At 70.8% G+C, this 18,410-nt stretch carries 20 protein-coding genes; 8 read left to right on the forward strand and 12 right to left on the reverse strand.

Translation table 11 applies throughout. The features are described 5' to 3' along the window. The first annotated feature begins 6 nt into the window (after nucleotides 1–6). Nucleotides 7–621: a cupin domain-containing protein gene (locus ABD327_RS00800; RefSeq protein ID WP_344448091.1), complete on the forward strand. Its 615-nt coding sequence runs from the start codon at nucleotides 7–9 to the stop codon at nucleotides 619–621. Between the two features lie 57 nt (nucleotides 622–678). On the opposite strand, the gene ABD327_RS00805 is transcribed toward ABD327_RS00800, so the two are convergent. The 5 genes from ABD327_RS00805 to ABD327_RS00825 all read right to left on the reverse strand — a co-directional run bounded on the left by ABD327_RS00805 (nucleotide 679) and on the right by ABD327_RS00825 (nucleotide 4,729). Beyond that, a complete protein-coding gene (locus ABD327_RS00805) occupies nucleotides 679–1,038 on the reverse strand; it encodes an STAS domain-containing protein (RefSeq protein WP_344448092.1) in 360 nt (119 codons plus the stop codon). Continuing rightward, complete coding sequence (locus ABD327_RS00810) at nucleotides 1,035–2,363, reverse strand: PP2C family protein-serine/threonine phosphatase (protein WP_344448093.1); 1,329 nt, start codon at nucleotides 2,361–2,363, stop codon at nucleotides 1,035–1,037. The genes ABD327_RS00805 and ABD327_RS00810 overlap by 4 nt, the downstream gene beginning before the upstream one ends. Next, on the reverse strand, nucleotides 2,360–3,136 hold the full coding sequence (locus ABD327_RS00815; RefSeq protein WP_344448095.1) for an alpha/beta fold hydrolase: 777 nt from the start codon (nucleotides 3,134–3,136) through the stop codon (nucleotides 2,360–2,362). Before ABD327_RS00815 ends, ABD327_RS00810 begins: the two co-directional genes overlap by 4 nt. Nucleotides 3,137–3,597: 461 nt before the next feature. Then, nucleotides 3,598–4,317 (reverse strand): tyrosine-protein phosphatase, encoded by a 720-nt coding sequence (locus ABD327_RS00820; RefSeq protein WP_344448097.1) that lies wholly within the window; start codon nucleotides 4,315–4,317, stop codon nucleotides 3,598–3,600. Next, complete coding sequence (locus tag ABD327_RS00825) at nucleotides 4,289–4,729, reverse strand: hypothetical protein (RefSeq protein ID WP_344448098.1); 441 nt, start codon at nucleotides 4,727–4,729, stop codon at nucleotides 4,289–4,291. The genes ABD327_RS00820 and ABD327_RS00825 overlap by 29 nt, the downstream gene beginning before the upstream one ends. Before the next feature lie 249 nt (nucleotides 4,730–4,978). On the opposite strand from ABD327_RS00825, the gene ABD327_RS00830 reads away from it, so the two are divergent. Beyond that, nucleotides 4,979–5,503 carry a copper chaperone PCu(A)C domain-containing protein gene (locus ABD327_RS00830; protein WP_344448100.1) on the forward strand — a complete coding sequence of 175 codons (525 nt, stop codon included), beginning with the start codon at nucleotides 4,979–4,981 and terminating at the stop codon, nucleotides 5,501–5,503. A gap of 122 nt (nucleotides 5,504–5,625) precedes the next feature. Further along, entirely contained in the window at nucleotides 5,626–7,410 is a 1,785-nt protein-coding gene (gene ggt / locus ABD327_RS00835; protein ID WP_344448101.1) for a gamma-glutamyltransferase, read from the forward strand. Nucleotides 7,411–7,476: 66 nt separating this feature from the next. On the opposite strand, the gene ABD327_RS00840 is transcribed toward ggt, so the two are convergent. The 6 genes from ABD327_RS00840 to ABD327_RS00865 all read right to left on the reverse strand — a co-directional run bounded on the left by ABD327_RS00840 (nucleotide 7,477) and on the right by ABD327_RS00865 (nucleotide 12,866). Then, nucleotides 7,477–7,974, reverse strand: coding sequence for a PPOX class F420-dependent oxidoreductase (locus tag ABD327_RS00840; RefSeq protein ID WP_344448102.1), 498 nt, complete (start codon nucleotides 7,972–7,974; stop codon nucleotides 7,477–7,479). A gap of 151 nt (nucleotides 7,975–8,125) precedes the next feature. Beyond that, nucleotides 8,126–9,598 (reverse strand): MFS transporter, encoded by a 1,473-nt coding sequence (locus tag ABD327_RS00845; protein WP_344448103.1) that lies wholly within the window; start codon nucleotides 9,596–9,598, stop codon nucleotides 8,126–8,128. Nucleotides 9,599–9,662: 64 nt separating this feature from the next. Continuing rightward, on the reverse strand, nucleotides 9,663–10,085 hold the full coding sequence (locus ABD327_RS00850; RefSeq protein WP_344448104.1) for a YybH family protein: 423 nt from the start codon (nucleotides 10,083–10,085) through the stop codon (nucleotides 9,663–9,665). 45 nt (nucleotides 10,086–10,130) lie between these two features. Beyond that, a complete protein-coding gene (locus ABD327_RS00855) occupies nucleotides 10,131–10,922 on the reverse strand; it encodes a VOC family protein (RefSeq protein ID WP_344448105.1) in 792 nt (263 codons plus the stop codon). Between the two features lie 115 nt (nucleotides 10,923–11,037). Continuing rightward, nucleotides 11,038–11,832, reverse strand: coding sequence for an ABC transporter permease (locus ABD327_RS00860; RefSeq protein ID WP_344448106.1), 795 nt, complete (start codon nucleotides 11,830–11,832; stop codon nucleotides 11,038–11,040). After that, nucleotides 11,829–12,866 carry an ATP-binding cassette domain-containing protein gene (locus tag ABD327_RS00865; RefSeq protein ID WP_344448549.1) on the reverse strand — a complete coding sequence of 346 codons (1,038 nt, stop codon included), beginning with the start codon at nucleotides 12,864–12,866 and terminating at the stop codon, nucleotides 11,829–11,831. Before ABD327_RS00865 ends, ABD327_RS00860 begins: the two co-directional genes overlap by 4 nt. Before the next feature lie 74 nt (nucleotides 12,867–12,940). Between ABD327_RS00865 and ABD327_RS00870 the strand changes: the two genes are divergently transcribed. Next, nucleotides 12,941–13,978 (forward strand): helix-turn-helix transcriptional regulator, encoded by a 1,038-nt coding sequence (locus ABD327_RS00870; protein ID WP_344448108.1) that lies wholly within the window; start codon nucleotides 12,941–12,943, stop codon nucleotides 13,976–13,978. Between the two features lie 52 nt (nucleotides 13,979–14,030). On the opposite strand, the gene ABD327_RS00875 is transcribed toward ABD327_RS00870, so the two are convergent. After that, nucleotides 14,031–14,549, reverse strand: coding sequence for a MarR family winged helix-turn-helix transcriptional regulator (locus tag ABD327_RS00875; protein ID WP_344448109.1), 519 nt, complete (start codon nucleotides 14,547–14,549; stop codon nucleotides 14,031–14,033). A gap of 45 nt (nucleotides 14,550–14,594) precedes the next feature. Here ABD327_RS00875 and ABD327_RS00880 point away from each other — a divergent pair, with 45 nt between their 5' ends. From ABD327_RS00880 to ABD327_RS00895, 4 genes are all read left to right on the forward strand, one after another. Beyond that, on the forward strand, nucleotides 14,595–15,860 hold the full coding sequence (locus tag ABD327_RS00880) for a multidrug effflux MFS transporter (protein WP_344448110.1): 1,266 nt from the start codon (nucleotides 14,595–14,597) through the stop codon (nucleotides 15,858–15,860). A 100-nt stretch (nucleotides 15,861–15,960) separates the two neighbouring features. Continuing rightward, nucleotides 15,961–17,103, forward strand: coding sequence for an acyl-CoA dehydrogenase family protein (locus ABD327_RS00885; RefSeq protein WP_344448111.1), 1,143 nt, complete (start codon nucleotides 15,961–15,963; stop codon nucleotides 17,101–17,103). 14 nt (nucleotides 17,104–17,117) lie between these two features. Continuing rightward, nucleotides 17,118–17,846, forward strand: a complete 729-nt coding sequence (fabG, locus tag ABD327_RS00890) for a 3-oxoacyl-ACP reductase FabG (protein ID WP_344448112.1) — start codon at nucleotides 17,118–17,120, stop codon at nucleotides 17,844–17,846. Continuing rightward, nucleotides 17,843–18,298, forward strand: coding sequence for a MaoC family dehydratase (locus tag ABD327_RS00895; protein WP_344448113.1), 456 nt, complete (start codon nucleotides 17,843–17,845; stop codon nucleotides 18,296–18,298). Before fabG ends, ABD327_RS00895 begins: the two co-directional genes overlap by 4 nt. Nucleotides 18,299–18,410 lie beyond the last annotated feature (112 nt).

The raw sequence follows: 18,410 nt of genomic DNA on the forward strand, positions 1-18,410 counted from the left end.
CGGGACATGCGGATCATCGACCTGGAGACCTGGCGGGAACACGGCGCCGAGAGCGCCGGCGGGCCGGAGGCCGCCGACGACGCGGAGGCCCTGCGGACGGCGGACGGCTTCCCCTCGGGGCAGGTCGTCGCGTGGGACGGCGCCCGCCTGCGCTTCGCCCGCCGGGGTCCCGCCGGGACACACGTCGAACTGCTCGAACGCCCGCCGGTCGCCGAGGCCCTCGACCTGCTCCCGCACCCCGAGGGCGGCTGGTACCGGCAGACCTGGCGGACCGCTCCGACCGTGCGGCCGGAGGGCTGTCCGGGGGAGCGCGCCACCGCCACCGGCATCTACTTCCTGCTGCCTCCCGGCGAGGAGTCCATGTGGCACGCGGTCCGCTCCGACGAGGTCTGGTTCTGGCACCGCGGCGGTCCCCTCACGCTCCTGCTCGGCGGCTCCGGCGACCGCCCCCGCGCCCCGGAGGCGATCGTGCTCGGCCCGGACGTCGAGCACGGCCAGACCCCCCAGGCACTCGTCCCCGCCGGAGTCTGGCAGGCCGCGAAACCGGCCGGAACCGAAGCGGTGCTGGTGAGCTGCGTGGTCTCGCCCGGCTTCGACTTCGCGGACTTCAGCGTCGAGTGAACCGTTCCCCACCGCGGGACCCGCGGCCCTCCGGGCGCGCCTCGGCCGCGGGGCAGGTCAGGGGGACGGGGGGGTCCAGGCCGCCTGGGCTTCGGCGGTGGTGGGGTAGAGGGCCAGGAAGCGGTCGAGGCCGGAGAGGGCCAGGAGGCGGGCCAGGCGGGCGCTCGGGGCGGTGAGAGCGAGGGTGGCGCGGGACTTCTGGGCGTGGCGGTAGGCGGCGACCAGGGCGGCGATGCCGCTGGAATCGCAGAAGTCCAGGGCTTTCATGTCGATGATGAGCTGCTGGCCGGCGTCCAGATCCGTCTTCTTGAGGATGTCTCGGAGCTGGCCTGCGGTGTGCAGGTGGAGGTCGCCGGCCAGGGCCAGGACGGTGCCGGAGGGGACTTCGGTGGCGGTGATCGTCAGGGTGCGGGTCACTGGTCGTCTCGTTCTGGTGGGGTGGGGACGCTGAGGGCCAGCAGGGCGGTGTCGTCGTCCAGGCCGTCGCCGAAGCGGGTGAGCAGCCCGGTGAGGCCTTCGACTAGGTCGGACGCGGTGGTCGGGGCGAGCGTAGCGGTGTGGTCACGCAGGGCCGCGTCACCATAGCGCGCGTCGGATTCCCCGTCCGCCCCGTCGACCCTGGCCTCGACGAGGCCGTCGGTGTAGAGCAGCAGGGCGTCGCCGGGGGCCAGGTGGACGGTGGTGGTGGCGAAGTGGGGGTCGGGGAAGACACCGACGATCAGGCCTCCACGAGTGGAGATGTAGTCCGCGGTGCCGTCGGCGCGCAACAGCAGCGGATCGAGGTGGCCGCCGACGGCCAGGCCGAGGGTGAAACCGCTCGACGCGGGGGTGATGATCCCGAAGACGACGGTGCAGAAGCGGGGGTCGTCGCCGTTGTACTCGTGGTTGAGGACGATGTTGAGGTTGTTCAGGACGGCGACCGGATCGGGGTCGTAGACCGCCGCGGCGCGCAGGGTGTAGCGGACGAGCGAGGTGACGGCCGCGGCGTCCGCGCCCTTCCCGCACACGTCGCCCAGGAAGAAGCCCCAGCGTCCCTCGCTGAGGGGGAAGACGTCGTAGAAGTCGCCGCCGACCTGGTCCGCGGAGGCCACGTGGTAGTACGCGGAGACCTCCATCCCCTCGGGCGCCGACAGCGTGGGCGGCAGCAGGGTGCGCTGCAGGGTGGTGACCACGCGCTGCAGACGGGCTCGTTCGACCTCGGCGAGCGCGCGGGCCTGCTCGGCCTCTGCTCGCGCCTTCTCGGCCTCCCGCTGGACGCGCAGGAGTTCCCGCTCGTAGGAGTGCCGGCTCGTCGCGTCGAAGATCGTGGTGCGGATCAGCAGCGGCCGCCCGCCGCGCCCGTACTTGACCGTGGAGGAGACCAGCACCGGCAGCCGGCCGCCGTCGGCGGTCCTCAACTCCAGCGCCACGCCGTCCAGCCGGCCCTGAACGGCCAGCATCGGCGCGAGGTGCGTCTCGTGGTAGAGCTTCCCGCCGACGGTCAGCAGGTCGGCGAAGCGGAGACGGCCGACCAGGTCCTCGCGGGCGCGGCCGAGCCAGCCCAGCAGCGTTTTGTTGACCTTGGCGATCTGGCCGTCCGGGTACGTGGACAGGTAGCCGCAAGGCGCGTTGTCGTAAAGGTCCTCGGCGTTGTCGTCCAGCAGGTCCGCCGCCGTCTCCGGCACCGTGAAGCCGGGGTTCCCCTCATCGAAGCCCTCGCCGGAAGAGGCCGCGTCGTGAACATGGCCGGAAGTGAACGTCATCGCAGCCCCGTCACGAAGTCGCTTATGGCCTGGACGGTGGCTTCAGGGGCGCTCAGCTGGGGGCAGTGCCCGACCGCGTCCAGGGTGACCAGACCGGCGTCCGGAATCTGGTCGCGGACGAAGGCCCCCACCCCGGTGGGCGCGATGACGTCCTGCGAGCACTCCAGCACCACCGCCGGGACCTTCACCTGCGGCAGGTCGGCGCGGTTGTCGGACAGGAAGGTGGCGCGGGCGAAGACCCGGGCGATGTTCGGGTCGGTCCGGCAGAAGCTGTCCTCCAGCTCCTCGCCCAGCTCCGGCCGGTCGGGATTGCCCATGATCACCGGCGCCATCGCCGACGACCAGCCGAGGTAGTTGCCGTCCAACGTCTCCAGCAGCTCGTCGATGTCCTCGCGGCTGAACCCGCCCCGGTAGTCGCCGTCGTCGATGTAGCAGGGCGAGGGCACGAGCAGGACCAGGCCCTCGAACCGCTCCGGCTCGGCGATCGCGGCCAGCGCCCCGATCATGGCGCTCACCGAGTGGCCCACGAACACCACCGGTCCCGCGTCCAGCTCCCGGCAGATCTCCAGCACGTCCTCGGCGTACCCCTCCAGCCTTCCGTAACGGTCCGGGTTCCACGCGGAGAGGTCCGAGCGGCCTGATCCCACGTGGTCGAACAGCACCACCCGGAACCGCTCGGCCAGCGCCGGCGCGACCAGCCGCCACAGGTTCTGGTCGCACCCGAAACCGTGCGACAACATCACCGTGGGCCCGGCCTGTCCACCGGTCACCATCACGTGATTCTTCGTAAAAACTCCCATGGTGAGAACACTCCTAGTCTGTCTCGGCACCACAGACCAGGACGACAACCCATTGGCTAAGTAAAGGGTATGGGGGTCGACTACATGCCCAGGTCAGGCGGATCTATCCCAGACAAGCACATCAACCTTGAAAAAGCACAATTTTTTCACTGCCGAAATGCCGACGCCGGGCCCGGCACGCGAGAACCGGGGCGGGCCCGGAACCGGGAGCGAGCGGGCTCGGGCCTGCCCTTGGCCGTTCACAAACGGACATCGATCTGCATTCCGGTTATTGCCGATCAAGAAAAGTTCAAACTAGAAAATTAGTAATTATACATCGATAATTATAATTATGGTTTTTCTCCGGAAGCGAGCTCGGCTCGGCGGCCCGCGCCCCCGCCACCGGACCGGTGGAGGGGGCGGAACCTTCTCCGGTAGGTTCCGCCCCGCTCGGATCAGCGGGTGGTCAGGGCGTGCCGCAGGTGGGTGATGGTCTTCTGGCTCAGGCCCAGACCGTCGCGGAGGTAACGGTCGAAGGAGCCGTACTCGGCCTTGGCTCCGTCGAGGAACGCCTCGATGTACGCGGCGTCCTGCTCCAGGAGGGGGCGGATCAGGCCGCTGTCGACGCCCTTGCTCGCCAGCAGGTCGTAGGTCTGCTGGTGGGAAGGTGACAGGTAGGTGTTGGAGAGCACGAAGTCGTCGATGACGGCCTGCCGGGGGACGCGCAGCAGGGTGAGGATGACGGCGGACATGATGCCGGTGCGGTCCTTGCCGGCGGTGCAGTTGTAGACGAGCGGGAGCCCGTCCCGGCCGGCCAGGCGGAGCAGGACGTCGCGGAAGCCCGCCCGCGCCGCCTCATTGGTCACCATGTCGCGGTAGCTGGTGAGGACGATCTGCTCGGCCCTTCCGCCGCCGAGCATCTCCTCCAGCACGGCGGAGTCCCCGGTCCTCAGTGCCGTGGTGAGGGCCTCGGCCAGGGTGTTGCCGCTCTCGTCGAGCAGCGGCCTCGCGACCGCCTCGACGCCCGCGGGCAGCCGGTTGACGCCGTACTTGACGACCTCGGCCTCGCCGCGGAAGTCGACGGAGGTGGACAGGCCGAGAGACGCCAGTCGCGCCACGTCGGCTTCGGTGGCCTTCCCGAGGCTGTCACTGCGGTAGACGAGGCCCCAGCGCACCGTGCGCCCGTCCGAGGTCCCGGGTGTTGGCGGACCCTTCGAGCGCGACCCGCCGGGTGCCCGCGACCGGGCCCTCGGCGTTCGCCGAGCGGCGGGGCGCGGCCTCGAAGTACCAGCGCTTCCCGGCGTCCAGGCCTTCCACCCGGGTGCCGGAGGACTTCGTCGCGGCGACCAGCCGTCCGGACCGGGACGGGTCGCGGGAGTCGGTGGAGGCGTAGACGTAGACCGTTCCGGACTTGCGGACCGTCCATTCGAGTTCGTGGACCCCGTCCGCGGTCCGGGTGACGTTCACCGCCGTGACCTGCGAGGCACCGCCCTGCCCCGCGAAAGCCGCGGGCTGGGCGAGACCGACGGCGAGGGCCGCTCCCAGTACGACGCCGCCCGCGTGAAGGCCTGTGGACTGGAGTTTCAAGGTGGTTCCTTTCCTTCATGGCCTGAATGTCCGGCCGTCCCGGACGGTCGCATGGTGTGACGTGCGGCACATGACCGGTCCCGTTGGACGGGACGCCTTCCACCGGGCCTCCAGAACGACCGGCTCGGTTGCTTTGCACTTGCATGGGGCCATCGGTGTTTTTTCACGAGGGTTATTCAGGAATCTCCGGAGGAACGGTCGCTTCGGCTCGCACGGAGGCGGCCGACGGGATCCGGATCAGGGGGAGCCATGAAGTTCGCCGCCTCGGCCGTCGTCGCTTTTCTGGCCGTCACGCTCGTGAGCGGGTGCGGCGACTCGAACGAGGAGTCCACGGTCTCGCCCGAGGCCGGAGTGTCGGGGCAGGTGGGGAACGTCGACATCCGGGACCTGTTCGTCCTCGGAGGGAACGGCACGGCCGAGATTCCCGCCGGGGGCTCGGCGCCCGTCTACCTCACGATGGTCAACCGGCCGGCCGGGGGAGAGCCCGATCCCACCGGCGGCACCGCGGCCGCCGAGGCCGACGTCCTGGAGTCGGTCACCTCTACCGACGCGAACTCCGTCGAACTCATCGGCGGGCCCGTCCAACTGCCCGCCGGACAGGACGTCAGGGTCGGCCCGGACGCGCGGATCGTCCTGCGCGGGCTCACCGAAGCGCTCGAAAGCGACGGGGACGTCGACCTCACCTTGAAGTTCCAGAAGGCGGGTTCGGTGACGCTGGAGGCCCCGGTCATCCAGAGGAAGGACAGCTACGAGAGCTACTCCCCGGCTCCTTGAGTCGGGCGGAGGCGTCCACGGGGCCGGGAGTGGCCGAATAGACGGGCGATATTGGGGGGAATGTCACTGTGAAACTCTCTCCGTTCCCGGGAGGTCCGGTGGCACGTCGTCTCGTTTCCAGGTTGGCTCTGCTGACCGCTCCCCTGCTGTTGGGGACGGCGTTCACGGCTCCGGGAGCGGGGGCGCTCCCGGGAGTGCGGGGCGCGCCGAACGCGAAACCGGTGGCGACGGGATTCGGCGGAGCCGTCTCGACCGTCGACGCCGATGCCAGCAGGACGGCCCTGGACGTGCTCGCGAAAGGCGGCAACGCCGTCGACGCGGCCGTGGCGGCCGCCGCGACGCTCGGCGTGACGGAGCCGTACGTCGCCGCCCTCGGAGGCGGCGGCTTCTTCGTCCACTACGACGCGCGGACGCGCAAGGTGCACACCATCGACGGACGGGAGACCGCGCCCGAAGCGATGCGGGCGGACTCGTTCGTCGACCCTGCGACGGGCAAGGCGATCCCGTTCGAGGAGGCCGTCACCAGCGGGCTGTCCGTGGGCGTGCCCGGGACTCTCGCGCAATGGGACCAGGCTCTGCGCCGCCACGGCACGCGCGAGCTGGACACGCTGCTCAAGCCCGCCATCGAGATCGCGGAGAAGGGATTCCGGGTCGACCAGGAGTTCCACGACCAGACCGAAGTCAACGCCGCACGGTTCGCGGACATCACGTCCACACGCGACCTGTTCCTGCCCGGAGGCGCTCCGCCCGCCGTGGGATCGGTGTTCCGGAACCCTGACTTGGCCGACACCTACCGAGAGATAGCCGAACACGGAATCGACTGGTTCTACGGAGGCGGGCTCGCCAAAGAGATCGTACGGACGGTCGAACAGCCTCCCGTCGTGCCGGGGGCGACGCGCAAAGTCCGGCCCGGCCTCATGGAAGTCTCCGACCTGACCTCGTACAAGGCTCCCTTCCGGGCTCCTACACGCATCAAGTACCGGGGGCTGGAGGTGTACGGAATGGCGCCTCCGTCTTCCGGAGGGTCCACCGTCGGCGAGGCGTTGAACATCCTGGAACGTTTCCCGCTCTCCAAGCGCGACCCGGTACAGGCGCTGCACTACTACCTCGAGGCGTCCAAGCTCGCTTACGCCGACAGGGGTGCCTACATAGGCGACGTGCCCAAAGTGCCGTTGAAAGAACTTCTCTCCGACTCGTACGCCAAGGAACGGGCCTGTCTGGTGAACGCCGGCACTGCGTTGAAGGCACCGGTCGCGGCGGGGTCGCCGGACGGTTCGTACAAGCGCTGCCCGGCGGTGTCCGGAGAGGGCCGTCCTCTGTCGTACGAGGGCCCGCAGACCACGAACCTCGTCGTCTCCGACAAGTGGGGCAACGTCGTCGCCTACACGCTGACGATCGAGCAGTTCGGCGGCAGCGGGCTGACCGTGCCCGGCCGGGGCTTCATCCTCAACAACGAACTGACGGACTTCACCCTCACCCCGACGGCGGGAGACCCGAACACCCCGGGACCCGGGAAGCGCCCGCGCAGCAGCATGGCGCCCACGATCGTGCTGAAGGACGGCAAACCGTTCCTGGCGCTCGGCTCCCCCGGCGGATCGACCATCATCACGACCGTCCTGCAGATCCTGCTGAACCGGCTCCACCTCGGCATGGACCTTCCCGCCGCCGTCGCCGCGCCGCGCGCCACCCAGCGCAACACCGCCGCGACCCTCGCCGAACAGGAGTTCATCGACCGGTACGGCACCGCTCTGACCGCCAAGGGCCAGACCCTGCAACTGTTCACCGGCCCGCCCCCTTCCATCGGCGCCGCCACCGCCCTGGAGTTCCTCCGCCCGAACCTCGTCCAGGCCGTCGCCGAACCCGTCCGCCGCCACGGCGGCAGCGCCATGGTCGTCCGCCCCCGCTGACCCGCACACCTGGAGAAGGCTCCCGGACATGGTGTCCGGGAGCCTTCTCCGTCATCGGTGTTCCCGTCAGTCTCCGGCAGGCATGTCCAAGGCCGTGCCGTAAAGGCGCGTCACCCTGAGCCTGATCACCACCCGTCGTTCCTCCACCGCCTCCCGGAGGAACTCCGCCTCCTCTTCGGGATCGTCGAAGCCCGGGGTAAGGGAGAGCAACTCCCTTCCGGTCTCGTCTCCGGGCACGACCGTCGTCTCCGACACCTCCGCGTCTCCCTCGGCCACCGCGAACGACCAGACGTCCGGACCGTTCACATGCAGGGCGAGGTGCGGGTTCCCGCGCACGTGACGTGTCTTGAGGCGGTCGGCCGTCGTGGAGACCCGCACGATCCGGTCCTTCGGATCCCAGTGGTAGAGGACGGTGGACAGATGGGGATGGCCGCTGCGCTTCACGGTCGCCAGCACCCCGAACCGCTGGGATCCGAGGAGCTCCGAGGCCTCCTCGTCGCTCAGGACGCGAGGTCCCGGGCGGAGGTCCTGCTTCTCCTGGTTCGCAGTGGTGGACTCGATCATCTGGATCACTTCCTGTCGGTTCGGTCTCGGTGCGGGATCGGGCCCGCTGATCGGTCGGGGCGGCGGGCGAAGAGCGGCCGCCGAGAAGTCAGGGGCGCGCCGGACGGTCCGGTCGGCGGGAGAGGGAGCCGACCGAACGGCGGCCGAGGAGTCAGCGCTTCCGGACGGGTCGGTCGGCGGGAGACGGGGTCGACGGGGTCGGCTGGCGTAGGACGGTGACGGTGACGACGAGAGCGGCCACGAGCAGGGCGGCCGCGGTGCCGAAGGCGAGGTGGTAGCCGCCGGTCAGGGCGGTCGCCTCGGTGGCGCCCTCGGAGAACAGGGACTCGGTGCGGGAGGCGGCCAGGGTGGACAGCACCGCGACCCCGGCCGCCATGCCGACCTGCTGGGTGGTGTTGAACAGGCCGGAGGCCAGGCCCGCGTCGTCGGGGCGGGCGCCGGACATGCCGAGCGCGGTCAGCGCCGGGAGCACCAGGCCGCCGCCCGCGATGAGCAGCATCACCGGGAGCAGGTCGGTGACGTAGCGGGCGTCCACCGGGACGCGGGTGAGCCAGGCCATCGCGCCGAGCAGGAGCAGCAGGCCCGCCGCCAGGACGTTCCGCTCGCCGAAACGGGTGTTGAGGCGGGCGGAGACGAACAGGGAGACGCCGCCGATGGCCACCGCCGCGGGGAGCATCGCCAGGCCGGTGTCGAGCGCGCCGTAGCCGAGGACCTTCTGCATGTAGATCGCGACGATGATCTGGAAGGCGAACATCGCCGACAGTGTCAGCATCTGTGCCAGGTTGGCGCCCACGACGTTGCGCGAACGCAGGATCCGCAGCGGCATCAACGGGGTCGCGGCCGTCGCCTGGCGGGCGAAGAAGGCGGCCAGCAGGACGGCCGACACCGCGCCGAGGCCGAGGGTGTGCGCCGAGAGCCAGCCGTACCGCTCGACCTGGACCACGGTGTAGACGCCCAGCATCAGCCCGCCGGTGACCAGCACGGCACCCAAGACGTCGGCGCCGGCGGCGAGCCCCGTCCCCCGGTCGTCCGGCAGCGCGCGGACCGCCAGCACGATCACCGCCAGCCCGATCGGCAGGTTGATGAAGAAGATCCAGTTCCAGCTGAGCGCGTCGGTGAGGACCCCGCCCAGCACCTGGCCGATCGAGGCTCCGGCGGCCCCGGTGAAGCTGAAGAAGCCGATCGCCTTCGCACGCTCGGCCGGGTCGGTGAACAGCGTCACCAGGATGCCCAGCACGACCGCCGACGACATGGCGCTGCCGACGCCCTGGCCGAACCGGGCCGCGATCAGCGTGCCGGGCCCGCCGGCCGCCCCTGCCAGCAGCGACGCGGCGGTGAAGACCGCGTTCCCCGCCAGGAACATGGCCTTGCGCCCGATGAGGTCGCCCAGCCGGCCGGCCAGGAGCAGCAGTCCTCCGAAGGCGATCAGGTACGCGTTGACGGTCCAGCTGAGACCGGCGGACGAGAAGCCCAGGTCCTGCTGGATGGCGGGCATCGCCACGGTCACGATGCTGCCGTCCAGGATCGTCATCAGCGCGGCGACGGACAGTACGGCGAGCGCGAGCCCGCGCGACCGAGGCGTGCCGGCACGGCTCGGGTGCGGGGAGGGGACGGTCGTGGACATGGTCTCTCCTGTCCTGAGGGGAACACGAGAGACCATAACAGATAGTTTTGTTGCAGACTATCTTCTAGTGATTTATTTCGATCTGGGCTTCGTCCTCGGCGGGGAACGAGTGGTGCTCGTGGGCGATCAGCCAGCGGCCGTCCTGCTTGCGCAGACCGAGCGTCAGCCGCAGGCGGCGTTCGGGATGGGCTGCGAACTCCTCGGGAGTGCCGCACCGCAGGAGCGCGTACGCGAACGCGACCTCCCCGCCGGCGGTGACCTCGAGCGACTCGATCTCGAACGTCGCGCCCCCGGCCTGCCAGCGCAGGAAGGGCGGCCAGGTCTCGCGGTAGGCGTCCAGGCCGCGGACGCCCTCGTGGGGCGGGGGCACATCGAACATCACGATGTCGTCGGTGTGCCCGGCGAGCAACCCGTCGAGATCGCCGTTCCGCACCGCGGCGGCCCACCCCCCGACCAGCTCGCGGATCTGCTCCTCGTCGTTCTTCACTGCCGTTCCCCTCTGGTCGGAACTTCCGGCGAAGTCGTGACGGAGTCAGGTGGGGTTCATGGGCGCGGGGTCGAGAAGGGCGAACATCGCGCCCTGGGGGTCGCGGACGACGGCCATGCGGCCGGCGACCATGTCGAAGGGCGCCGCGACGACCTCGCCTCCGAGGCCGGTCAGCTTGTCGACGGTGGCGTCCGGGTCGTCCGTGGCGAAGTAGACCAGCCAGTGCGGCGGGACGCCGGGCTCGTCCGGCGTTCCCATGCCGCCGACCACCTTGCCGCCGGCCTTCAGCGAGTAGTAGCCCTCGGCCCCCTCCATGTCCGTCGGGACCGCCTCCAGGGACAGGGCCGCGTGGTAGAAGGCGCTCGCGCCGGCGACGTCGGAGGTGTTGAGCTCGTGCCAGACGACCGCGCCGGACTCCCCGACCGCCTCGGTCCCGGAGAACTCGCGGGCCTGCCAGAGCCCGAAGACCGCGCCGGCGGGATCGGCGGCGACCGCCATCCGGCCGAGCGTCCCGACGTCGACCGTGGACATCAGCACGGAGCCCCCCGCGCCGCTGATCGCCTTCTCCGTCGCGTCGGCGTCTTCCGTCGCCAGGTAGACGGTCCAGGCGACCGGCGGCGCGGGAGCGCCGGACTCCGACGGCGGCGCGGCCATGATGCCCGCGACGGGCCTGCCGCCGAAGGTGCAGACCGAGTACCCGTGGAACTCGGCCGCGCCGACCTCGCCCCGCCAGCCGAACAGCTCGCGGTAGAAGTCGAGGGCGGCCTGCTGGTCGGGCACGATGAGGTCGATCCAGCAGGGGGTGCCGGGTGCGTGGGAACCGGTGACTTCGGGCATCTCACAGCCTCCAGAGGAAGTCGGCGCCGGGCCCGTCGCCCGGCGCCATCTCTCATTTCGAGACTACAGACGGCCACTGACGGTATCCGGACCGACGCCCGCGGGCCCGGGACGGTCAGTGCTGGCGGCGCATGGTGCGGATGCCGAGGGTGAGGCCCGCGGCGGCCAGGAGGAGGGCGGCGGTGAAGCCCTTGAGGACGGTCGGGGTCAGGAGGGCGCCGTCGAGGAGGGCGTGCTCGGCGGAGACGATGTGGCTGACGGGGTTGGCGACGGCGACGGCGCGCATCCAGGCGGGGGCCTCGGAGAGGGGGAGGAGCATGCCGGAAAGGATCATCAAGGGGAAGATGAGGGTCTGCTGGACGGCCCAGAACATCCAGTCCTTCTTGGCGCTGGCCAGGGCGAGGGTGTAGCTGAGGGCCCCCAGGCCCATGCCGAAGAGGGCCAGGAGCACCAGGCCCGCCAGAAGGCCCGGGAAAGAGGCTCGGAAGCCGAACGGGAAGGTGACGGCCACGACGAGGAGGGCCTGGACGATGGTCGGGGCGATCTCCTTCAGCGCCCGGCCGACGAGGAGGGCCGAGCGGGAGACGGGCGCTACGAGGGTGCGCTCGTGGGAGCCGGTCTGCATCTCGAAGAGCAGGTTCGAGCCCGTGCCGCTGGCGCCGAAGAGGACGGTCATCGCCAGGATGCCGGGGACGAACCAGGCGAGGGTCTCGGACGCGGGCGCGCCGGAGGAGCCGATGAGCAGCGGGCCGAACAGGCCGAGGAAGACCAGGGGCTGCAGGAGACTGAAGATCACCGAGAACGGGTCGCGCAGGGCCGGGCGCATCTCGCGGACGAAGACGTGCCAGGTGTCGTGGAACGGGCGTTCGGCGGTGACGGGCGCGGGACGGCCCAGCGTGGCGGTGGTCATCGGGACTCCGAACGGTCGTGGGCGGGAACGAGAACGGCGGGCTCTGCGGATTCCGGGGACGGGGACGGCGGGGACGAGGTGTCGCCGGTGTCGCGGAGGCTGCGGCCGGTGAGGGAGAGGAAGACGTCGTCGAGGGTCGGTTCGCGCAGCGCGATGCGCGCGGCCGGGGCGCCGGCCTCGTCGAGGGCTCTGACGAGGGCGGGGAGGAGGACGTCCCCCGCTTTCGCCGTCACCCGGATCGTGGCGGAGTCGACCTGTTCGGTGTCTCCTCCCGTCAGGCGGGCGACGACCGGTGTTCCGGTTTCCGCACGGGCGGGATCGCCGAAGCCGACGGTGATCACGTCTCCGGCGAGCTCGGACTTCAGGCGGGACGCGACGTCGTCGGCGATGACCCGCCCCTGGTCCATGATCAGGACGCGTTCGGCGAACTGGTCGGCCTCCTCCAGGTAGTGGGTCGTGAGGAAGACCGTCGTTCCGGACTTCCGGCGCAGCTCCAGGATGTGCTCCCAGAGGTTGGCGCGGCTCTGCGGGTCCAGGCCGGTCGACGGCTCGTCGAGGAAGAGCACGCGCGGGGTGTGGATGAGGCCGAGCGCGATGTCCAGGCGCCGCTTCTGGCCGCCGCTGAGGCCCATGACACCGCGGCCGGCGAGCGCTCCGAGGTCGAGTGAGTCGATGAGTTCGTCCGCGCGCCGGGCGGCGTCGCGTCGCGTCATCCCGTAGAACGCGCCCTGGCTGAGCAGTTCGTCGCGTACGCGCTGGTTGTGTCCGGCGCTGTTGCCCTGCCCGACGTAGCCGATCGCGTGCCGCACCCGGGAGCGTTCGCTCGCCACGTCGTACCCGGCGACGCGCGCGGTGCCGGACGTGGCGGGCAGCAGGGTGGTGAGCATGCGGATACTGGTTGATTTGCCTGCCCCATTGGGGCCGAGGAAGGCGACGAGTTCGCCCTCGGCCACGTCCAGGTCGAGATCGGTGACCGCGGCGACGGGACGCCGTGCCACGGTGAAGGTCTTCGACAGCCCGCGGGCCGTGATGATCGGGGTGTCCATGCCCGGAACGCTAGGAAGCGATGCGGACGTTCCACGTCCTCGATGAACCGTAGCTTGAACCCATGGACAGAAGCGCCGCCCGCACTCTCCGTCTCCTCACGCTGCTCCAGTCGCACCGGCAGTGGCCCGGCGGGGAGCTCGCCCGGCGCCTGGGCGTCACGACCCGCTCCCTCCGGCGGCAGATCGACGGCCTGCGCGAGCTCGGTTACGAGATCGAGTCGACTCCCGGCTCGGGCGGCGGGTACCGCCTGGTCGCGGGCAACCGCATGCCGCCCCTGCTGCTGACCGACGAGGAGGCGGTGGCGGTGGCCGTCGGCCTGCGGATCGCCGCGACGACGGGCATCGCGGACGCGGAGAGCACGACGCTCAGCGCGCTCGCGAAGTTCGAGCAGGTGCTGCCGTCCGCCGTCCGGGAGCGGGTCAACGCGATCGGCCGTTCGGTCGAGCCGCAGACGCCGCGGGGCGGGCCGGTCTCCTCGGAGCTGCTCGGCAGCCTGGCGCTGGCGTGCCGCGATCACGAGCGGGTCCGTTTCGACTACACGGACGCCCACGGAGCCGAGACCCACCGGCTCGTGGACCCGCACTCGCTGGTGTCCGCCGACCGCAAATGGTTCCTCGTGGCCTGGGATCTGAACCGCGACGACTGGCGCACCTTCCGCGTCGACCGCGTCAGCCGCGTCGTCGGCACCCGCGTGCGGGCCGAGGCCCGCGTCCTGCCCGCCGAGGACGCCGCCGAGTTCGTGGCCGTGGCCGCCGGTTCCGTCCCGACCCGGCACACGGCGAGCGCCGTCCTGGAGATGCCGCTCGACGAGATGCGAAGCCATTTCGGCCCGTGGGCCCAGGATGCGCGGGCCGTCGACGAGGCCCGCACCTCCTGGCCGTTCGGAGGCGACTCCTTCCCGCTCCTGACCACCGTCCTGGTCTGGATCCCCGAAGGCGTCGCCTACGAACTCGACGCCGACGAGGAGTACCTCCTGTTCCTCCGCGAGCAGGCCGCCCGCATGCTCCAGGCCGCCGAGACCTCCCTCGCCCTCCTCCGCTCCCCGGAACGGAAGGCCGGGAAAACGGAGCCGGGCGCGGGAGGTCACGACAGCGGCTGACGCCGACGGAGGAACCGCGACGGGGTGGGGAGACTCCAGCCCGCCTCCGGGGCTAGCGGGGGCCGTCCTCCTCCGGCAGCGCCTCGGGGAGGGCGGCTTCGAGGGACTCCGCCAGCAGGGCCAGTGCCTCCAGGACGCGCGGGCGGTCCGCGCCCAGGCGGGACAGGAGGGCCGACTCGATCCGGAGCTGGCGCGGGAACAGGGCGTCGACGGCCTCCTTTCCCTCGGGGGTGACGGTGATGAGGGCGACCCGCCTGTCGCTCGGGCTCGGCGCGCGCGAGATGAAACCGCGGCTCTCCAGTTTGGCGAGGGTCTTGCTGACGGCGGCCCGGGACAGGCGGTGGTGTTCGGCGATGTGGCGGGCGATCACCGGGGTCCGCGTGTAGCGCAGGGGGATCAGGAGGTCGACCTCGGGCGCGGTGAGCGGAGCCCCCTCGTAGATCGGTTCGACGGCCCGGTCCCGCAGGGCGCCGATCCGCTTCAGCAGCGCGACGACCTCCATGGGAGAGGTGTCGAGGTCGGGACGGCCTTCGGCCCACTGGGCCCGGACCGCGGAGGGCGGGGGGAGCAAGAGGACTCCTTTGTTAACCAGTGAACTACATGTTACCTTTTCGAGGTGACCTCCACCTCACCCAACCAGTCGCCGGCTCCGGGCGCCAGCGAACCCGGCCGGACGGCCGGGCTGGTCGCGGTGCTGGGCGCCCTCACCGCGATAGCACCGCTCACCACCGACATGTACGTGCCGGCCCTTCCCTCCATGGGCGACGCGTTGAACGCGGGCAGCACCTCCATCCAGCTGACCCTCACCTCGTTCCTCGTCGGCCTGATCGTGGGACAGGTCGTCATCGGGCCGATCAGCGACAGCCTGGGACGGCGGAAGCTGCTCCTGTGGGGGATGGCGGGCTTCGCCCTGACGTCCCTGCTCTGCGCGCTGGCTCCCAGCGCGGAGGTGCTGATCGCCGTCAGGTTCCTGCAGGGGGCCACCGGCGCCATCGGCATGGTGCTGGCCAGGGCCATCATCACCGACCGGTTCCACGGCCGCGACATCCCCCGCTACTTCGCCATCCTGTCGCAGATCCTCGGCGTCGCCCCGGTGATCGCCCCTGTGATCGGCGGTGCGATCCTCTCCGTCTCCACCTGGCGCGCCGTCTTCTTCGTGCTCGCCCTCGTCGGCGTCCTGCTGCTGGTCTCGGTCCTGGTCAAGGTGCCCGAGACGCTGCCGCCCGAGCGCCGCCGCAAGGACGGGCTGGGCGGGACCTTCCGCGCGATGGGGAGGCTGGCCCGCGAGCGGAGCTTCATGGGCTACGCGCTCGTGCTGGCCTGCGCCTCGGCGAGCCTGTTCTCCTACATCAGCGGTTCCAGCTTCATCTTCGAGCACCTCCACGGCACCTCGGCCGCCATGTACTCCGTGGTCTTCGCGGTCAACGCGGCCGGGATGCTGACGATGGGAGCCCTCTTCGGCAGGCTGTCGGCCCGCGTCCCGGTGAACCGGCTGCTCACCGTCGCCGTGGGGCTGTCCCTGCTGGGCGCGCTCGCCCAGGTCGTCGTGGTGGCGGTCGCGGGCGAGACCTTCGCGGGCACCTGGATCACCCTCTTCGTGGCCATAGGCAGCATCGGCATGCTGTTCCCCGCCACGATGACCCTGGGCCAGACCCTCGGCCGCGCCACCCCGGGCGCCGCCTCGGCCCTGATGGGCGGCCTGCAGTTCCTGTTCGGCGCGATCGCCTCGCCGATCGTCGGCCTGTTCGGCGAGTCGAGCTCCCTGCCGATGGCGGTCGTGATGCTCGCCGCCATGCTCCTGGCCGTCCTCGCGCTGGTCACGCTCGCCCGGCCCTGGCTCCGCCTGGGAGAGGTCTCCGACGAGGCCCGCGCCTCCCACTGAAGATCGTCGTCACCGGATCCGGGCGGAGCCTGGCCGCAGATAAACTTGCGGTGGTAGTTTCAGGGAAAACTGTCAGTGCCAGTTTTCTCTGGAGGGGCCCATGGACCTGGAACTGTCCGAGGAGCACTCGGCCATCCGGACGATGGCGGCGGAGTTCGTCGACCGGGAGGTGGTCCCGCATGTCAGGGAGTGGGACCGGGCCGAGTCGGTCGACCGCGCGATCGTCGGTCGGCTGGGTGAGCTCGGCCTGCTGGGGGTGACGATCCCGGAGGAGTACGGCGGCTCCGGCGGCGACCACCTGTCCTACTGCCTCGTGCTGGAGGAGCTCGGACGCGGGGACTCCGCCGTGCGCGGCATCGTCTCGGTCACCCTCGGACTCGTCGCCAAGGCCGTCCTCGGACACGGCGACGAGGAGCAGAAGAGGCACTGGCTGCCCAGGCTCGCCTCCGGCGCCTCGCTCGGGTGCTTCGCGCTCACCGAACCCGGCACCGGCTCCGACGCGGGGAACCTCGCCACGCGCGCGATCCGGGACGGCGGCGACTGGGTGATCACCGGCTCGAAGATGTTCATCACCAACGGCACCTGGGCGGACATCGCGCTGGTGTTCGCCAGGACCGGCGGGGAGGGGTCCCGGGGGATCAGCGCCTTCCTCGTGCCCACCGAGCTGATCGACCGCCGGGAGATCCACGGCAAGCTGGGGCTGCGCGGCCAGGCCACCGCCGAACTCGTCCTCGATGGGGTCCGCGTGCCCGCCTCGGCGATGCTCGGGCCCGAAGGCAAGGGCTTCGGCATCGCCATGGCCACCCTCGCCAAGGGCCGCATGTCCGTCGCGGCGGGCTGCGTCGGCCTCGCCCAGGGGTGCCTGGACGCGGCCGTCGGCTACGCCGGGGAGCGCGAGCAGTTCGGCAGGCCCATCGCCGGGCACCAGCTCGTCCAGGAACTGCTGTCCGACATCGCCGTGGACGTCGCCGCCGCCCGCCTGCTGACCTGGAAGGTCGCCGACCTGATCGACCGCGGCCTGCCGTTCGCCACCGAGTCCTCGATGGCCAAGCTGTTCGCCTCCGAAGCGTGCGTACGGGCCGCGAACAACGCCCTCCAGGTCTTCGGCGGCTACGGCTACATCGACGAGTACCCCGTCGGCAAGATGCTGCGGGACGCCCGCGTCATGACCCTCTACGAAGGCACCAGCCAGATCCAGAAACTCGTCATCGGACGCGCCCTGACCGGCGTCAGCGCGTTCTGACCCAGGAGAGACACATGAGCGGACTCACCGGAAAAGTCGCCGTCGTGACGGGCGGCGCGCAGGGGATCGGCGCGGCCACCGTCCGCCGCCTGGAGGAAGAGGGCGCGACCGTCGCGGTCGTCGACCTCGACGCCAGGAAGCGGAGCGACGCCGTCCACGCCTACGACTGCGACGTCACCGACCTCGCGGCGGTCGAGGAGGTGTTCGCCCGGATCGTCGCCGACCTGGGCGGCCTCGACATCCTGGTCAACAACGCCGGGATCACCCGCGACAACCTGCTGTTCAAGATGAGCAAGGACGACTGGGACTCGGTCCTGTCCGTCAACCTCAGCGGCGTCTTCCACTGCTGCAAGGCCGCGCAGAAGTACATGACCGCCCAGCGCTCCGGCAAGATCGTCTCGCTGAGCAGCAGGTCCGCTCTGGGCAACCGGGGGCAGGCCAACTACGCCGCGGCCAAGGCCGGCATCCAGGCGTTCACCGCCACGCTCGCGATCGAGCTCGGCCCGTTCAACGTCAACGTCAACGCCGTCGCGCCCGGCTACATCGCCACCGCGATGACCGCCGCGACCGCCGCCCGGGTCGGAGCCGACCCCGAGGAGCACCAGCGGACGGCCGCCGAGCGCATCCCCCTCCACCGGGTCGGGCGGCCCGAGGAGGTCGCCTCCGTGATCGCCTTCCTGGTCGGCGACGACGCCTCCTACGTGTCGGGCCAGACCCTCTACATCAACGGAGGCGCCCGATGAGGACCTTCGAGAGCGTCGACGAGCTCGCCACCGCCGCCGTCGGCACGGAACTCGGCTCCAGCGGCTGGATCACCGTCGACCAGCGGCGCGTCGACCTGTTCGCCGAGGCCACCGAGGATCACCAGTGGATCCACGTGGACGAGGCCCGCGCCGCCGAGGGGCCCTTCGGCGGGACGATCGCGCACGGATTCCTCACCCTGTCGCTCGTCTCCCACCTGGCCCAGCAGGTGATGGACGTCAAGGGCATCCGGATGGGCATCAACTACGGGCTCGACCGGGTGCGTTTCATCACTCCCGTCCCCGTCGGCAGCCGCCTGCGCGGCACCGTCGTCCTGTCCGACGTCCGCGAGGTCGACGGCGGGGTCCAGGTCACCCGCACGATCACCGTCGAGATCGAAGGCTCCCCCAAGCCCGCCTGCGTCGCGGAGAACCTCGTCCGCTACCTGCGCTGAACCACGGCCGGCGGCCCGGTCTCCATGAGGGCCGCCGCGCCTCCCGTGTGCTTCAGGCCGCCGTCCGGTTCCGGACGGCGGCCTGGTCGTTCCACCACTCCGCCAAGTACCT

The sequence above is a fragment of the Actinocorallia aurantiaca genome (assembly GCF_039533685.1).
Taxonomy (GTDB): Bacteria; Actinomycetota; Actinomycetes; order Streptosporangiales; family Streptosporangiaceae; genus Actinocorallia; species Actinocorallia aurantiaca.

Coding starts and splice junctions, on each gene's coding strand:
- ABD327_RS00800 (WP_344448091.1), top strand. CDS start 7: ATGCGGATCATCGACCTGGAGACCTGGCGGGAACACGGCGCCGAGAGC.
- ABD327_RS00810 (WP_344448093.1), bottom strand. CDS start 2,363: ATGACGTTCACTTCCGGCCATGTTCACGACGCGGCCTCTTCCGGCGAG.
- ABD327_RS00815 (WP_344448095.1), bottom strand. CDS start 3,136: ATGGTGACCGGTGGACAGGCCGGGCCCACGGTGATGTTGTCGCACGGT.
- ABD327_RS00830 (WP_344448100.1), top strand. CDS start 4,979: ATGAAGTTCGCCGCCTCGGCCGTCGTCGCTTTTCTGGCCGTCACGCTC.
- ABD327_RS00840 (WP_344448102.1), bottom strand. CDS start 7,974: ATGATCGAGTCCACCACTGCGAACCAGGAGAAGCAGGACCTCCGCCCG.
- ABD327_RS00845 (WP_344448103.1), bottom strand. CDS start 9,598: ATGTCCACGACCGTCCCCTCCCCGCACCCGAGCCGTGCCGGCACGCCT.
- ABD327_RS00855 (WP_344448105.1), bottom strand. CDS start 10,922: ATGCCCGAAGTCACCGGTTCCCACGCACCCGGCACCCCCTGCTGGATC.
- ABD327_RS00860 (WP_344448106.1), bottom strand. CDS start 11,832: ATGACCACCGCCACGCTGGGCCGTCCCGCGCCCGTCACCGCCGAACGC.
- ABD327_RS00870 (WP_344448108.1), top strand. CDS start 12,941: ATGGACAGAAGCGCCGCCCGCACTCTCCGTCTCCTCACGCTGCTCCAG.
- ABD327_RS00885 (WP_344448111.1), top strand. CDS start 15,961: ATGGACCTGGAACTGTCCGAGGAGCACTCGGCCATCCGGACGATGGCG.
- fabG (WP_344448112.1), top strand. CDS start 17,118: ATGAGCGGACTCACCGGAAAAGTCGCCGTCGTGACGGGCGGCGCGCAG.
- ABD327_RS00895 (WP_344448113.1), top strand. CDS start 17,843: ATGAGGACCTTCGAGAGCGTCGACGAGCTCGCCACCGCCGCCGTCGGC.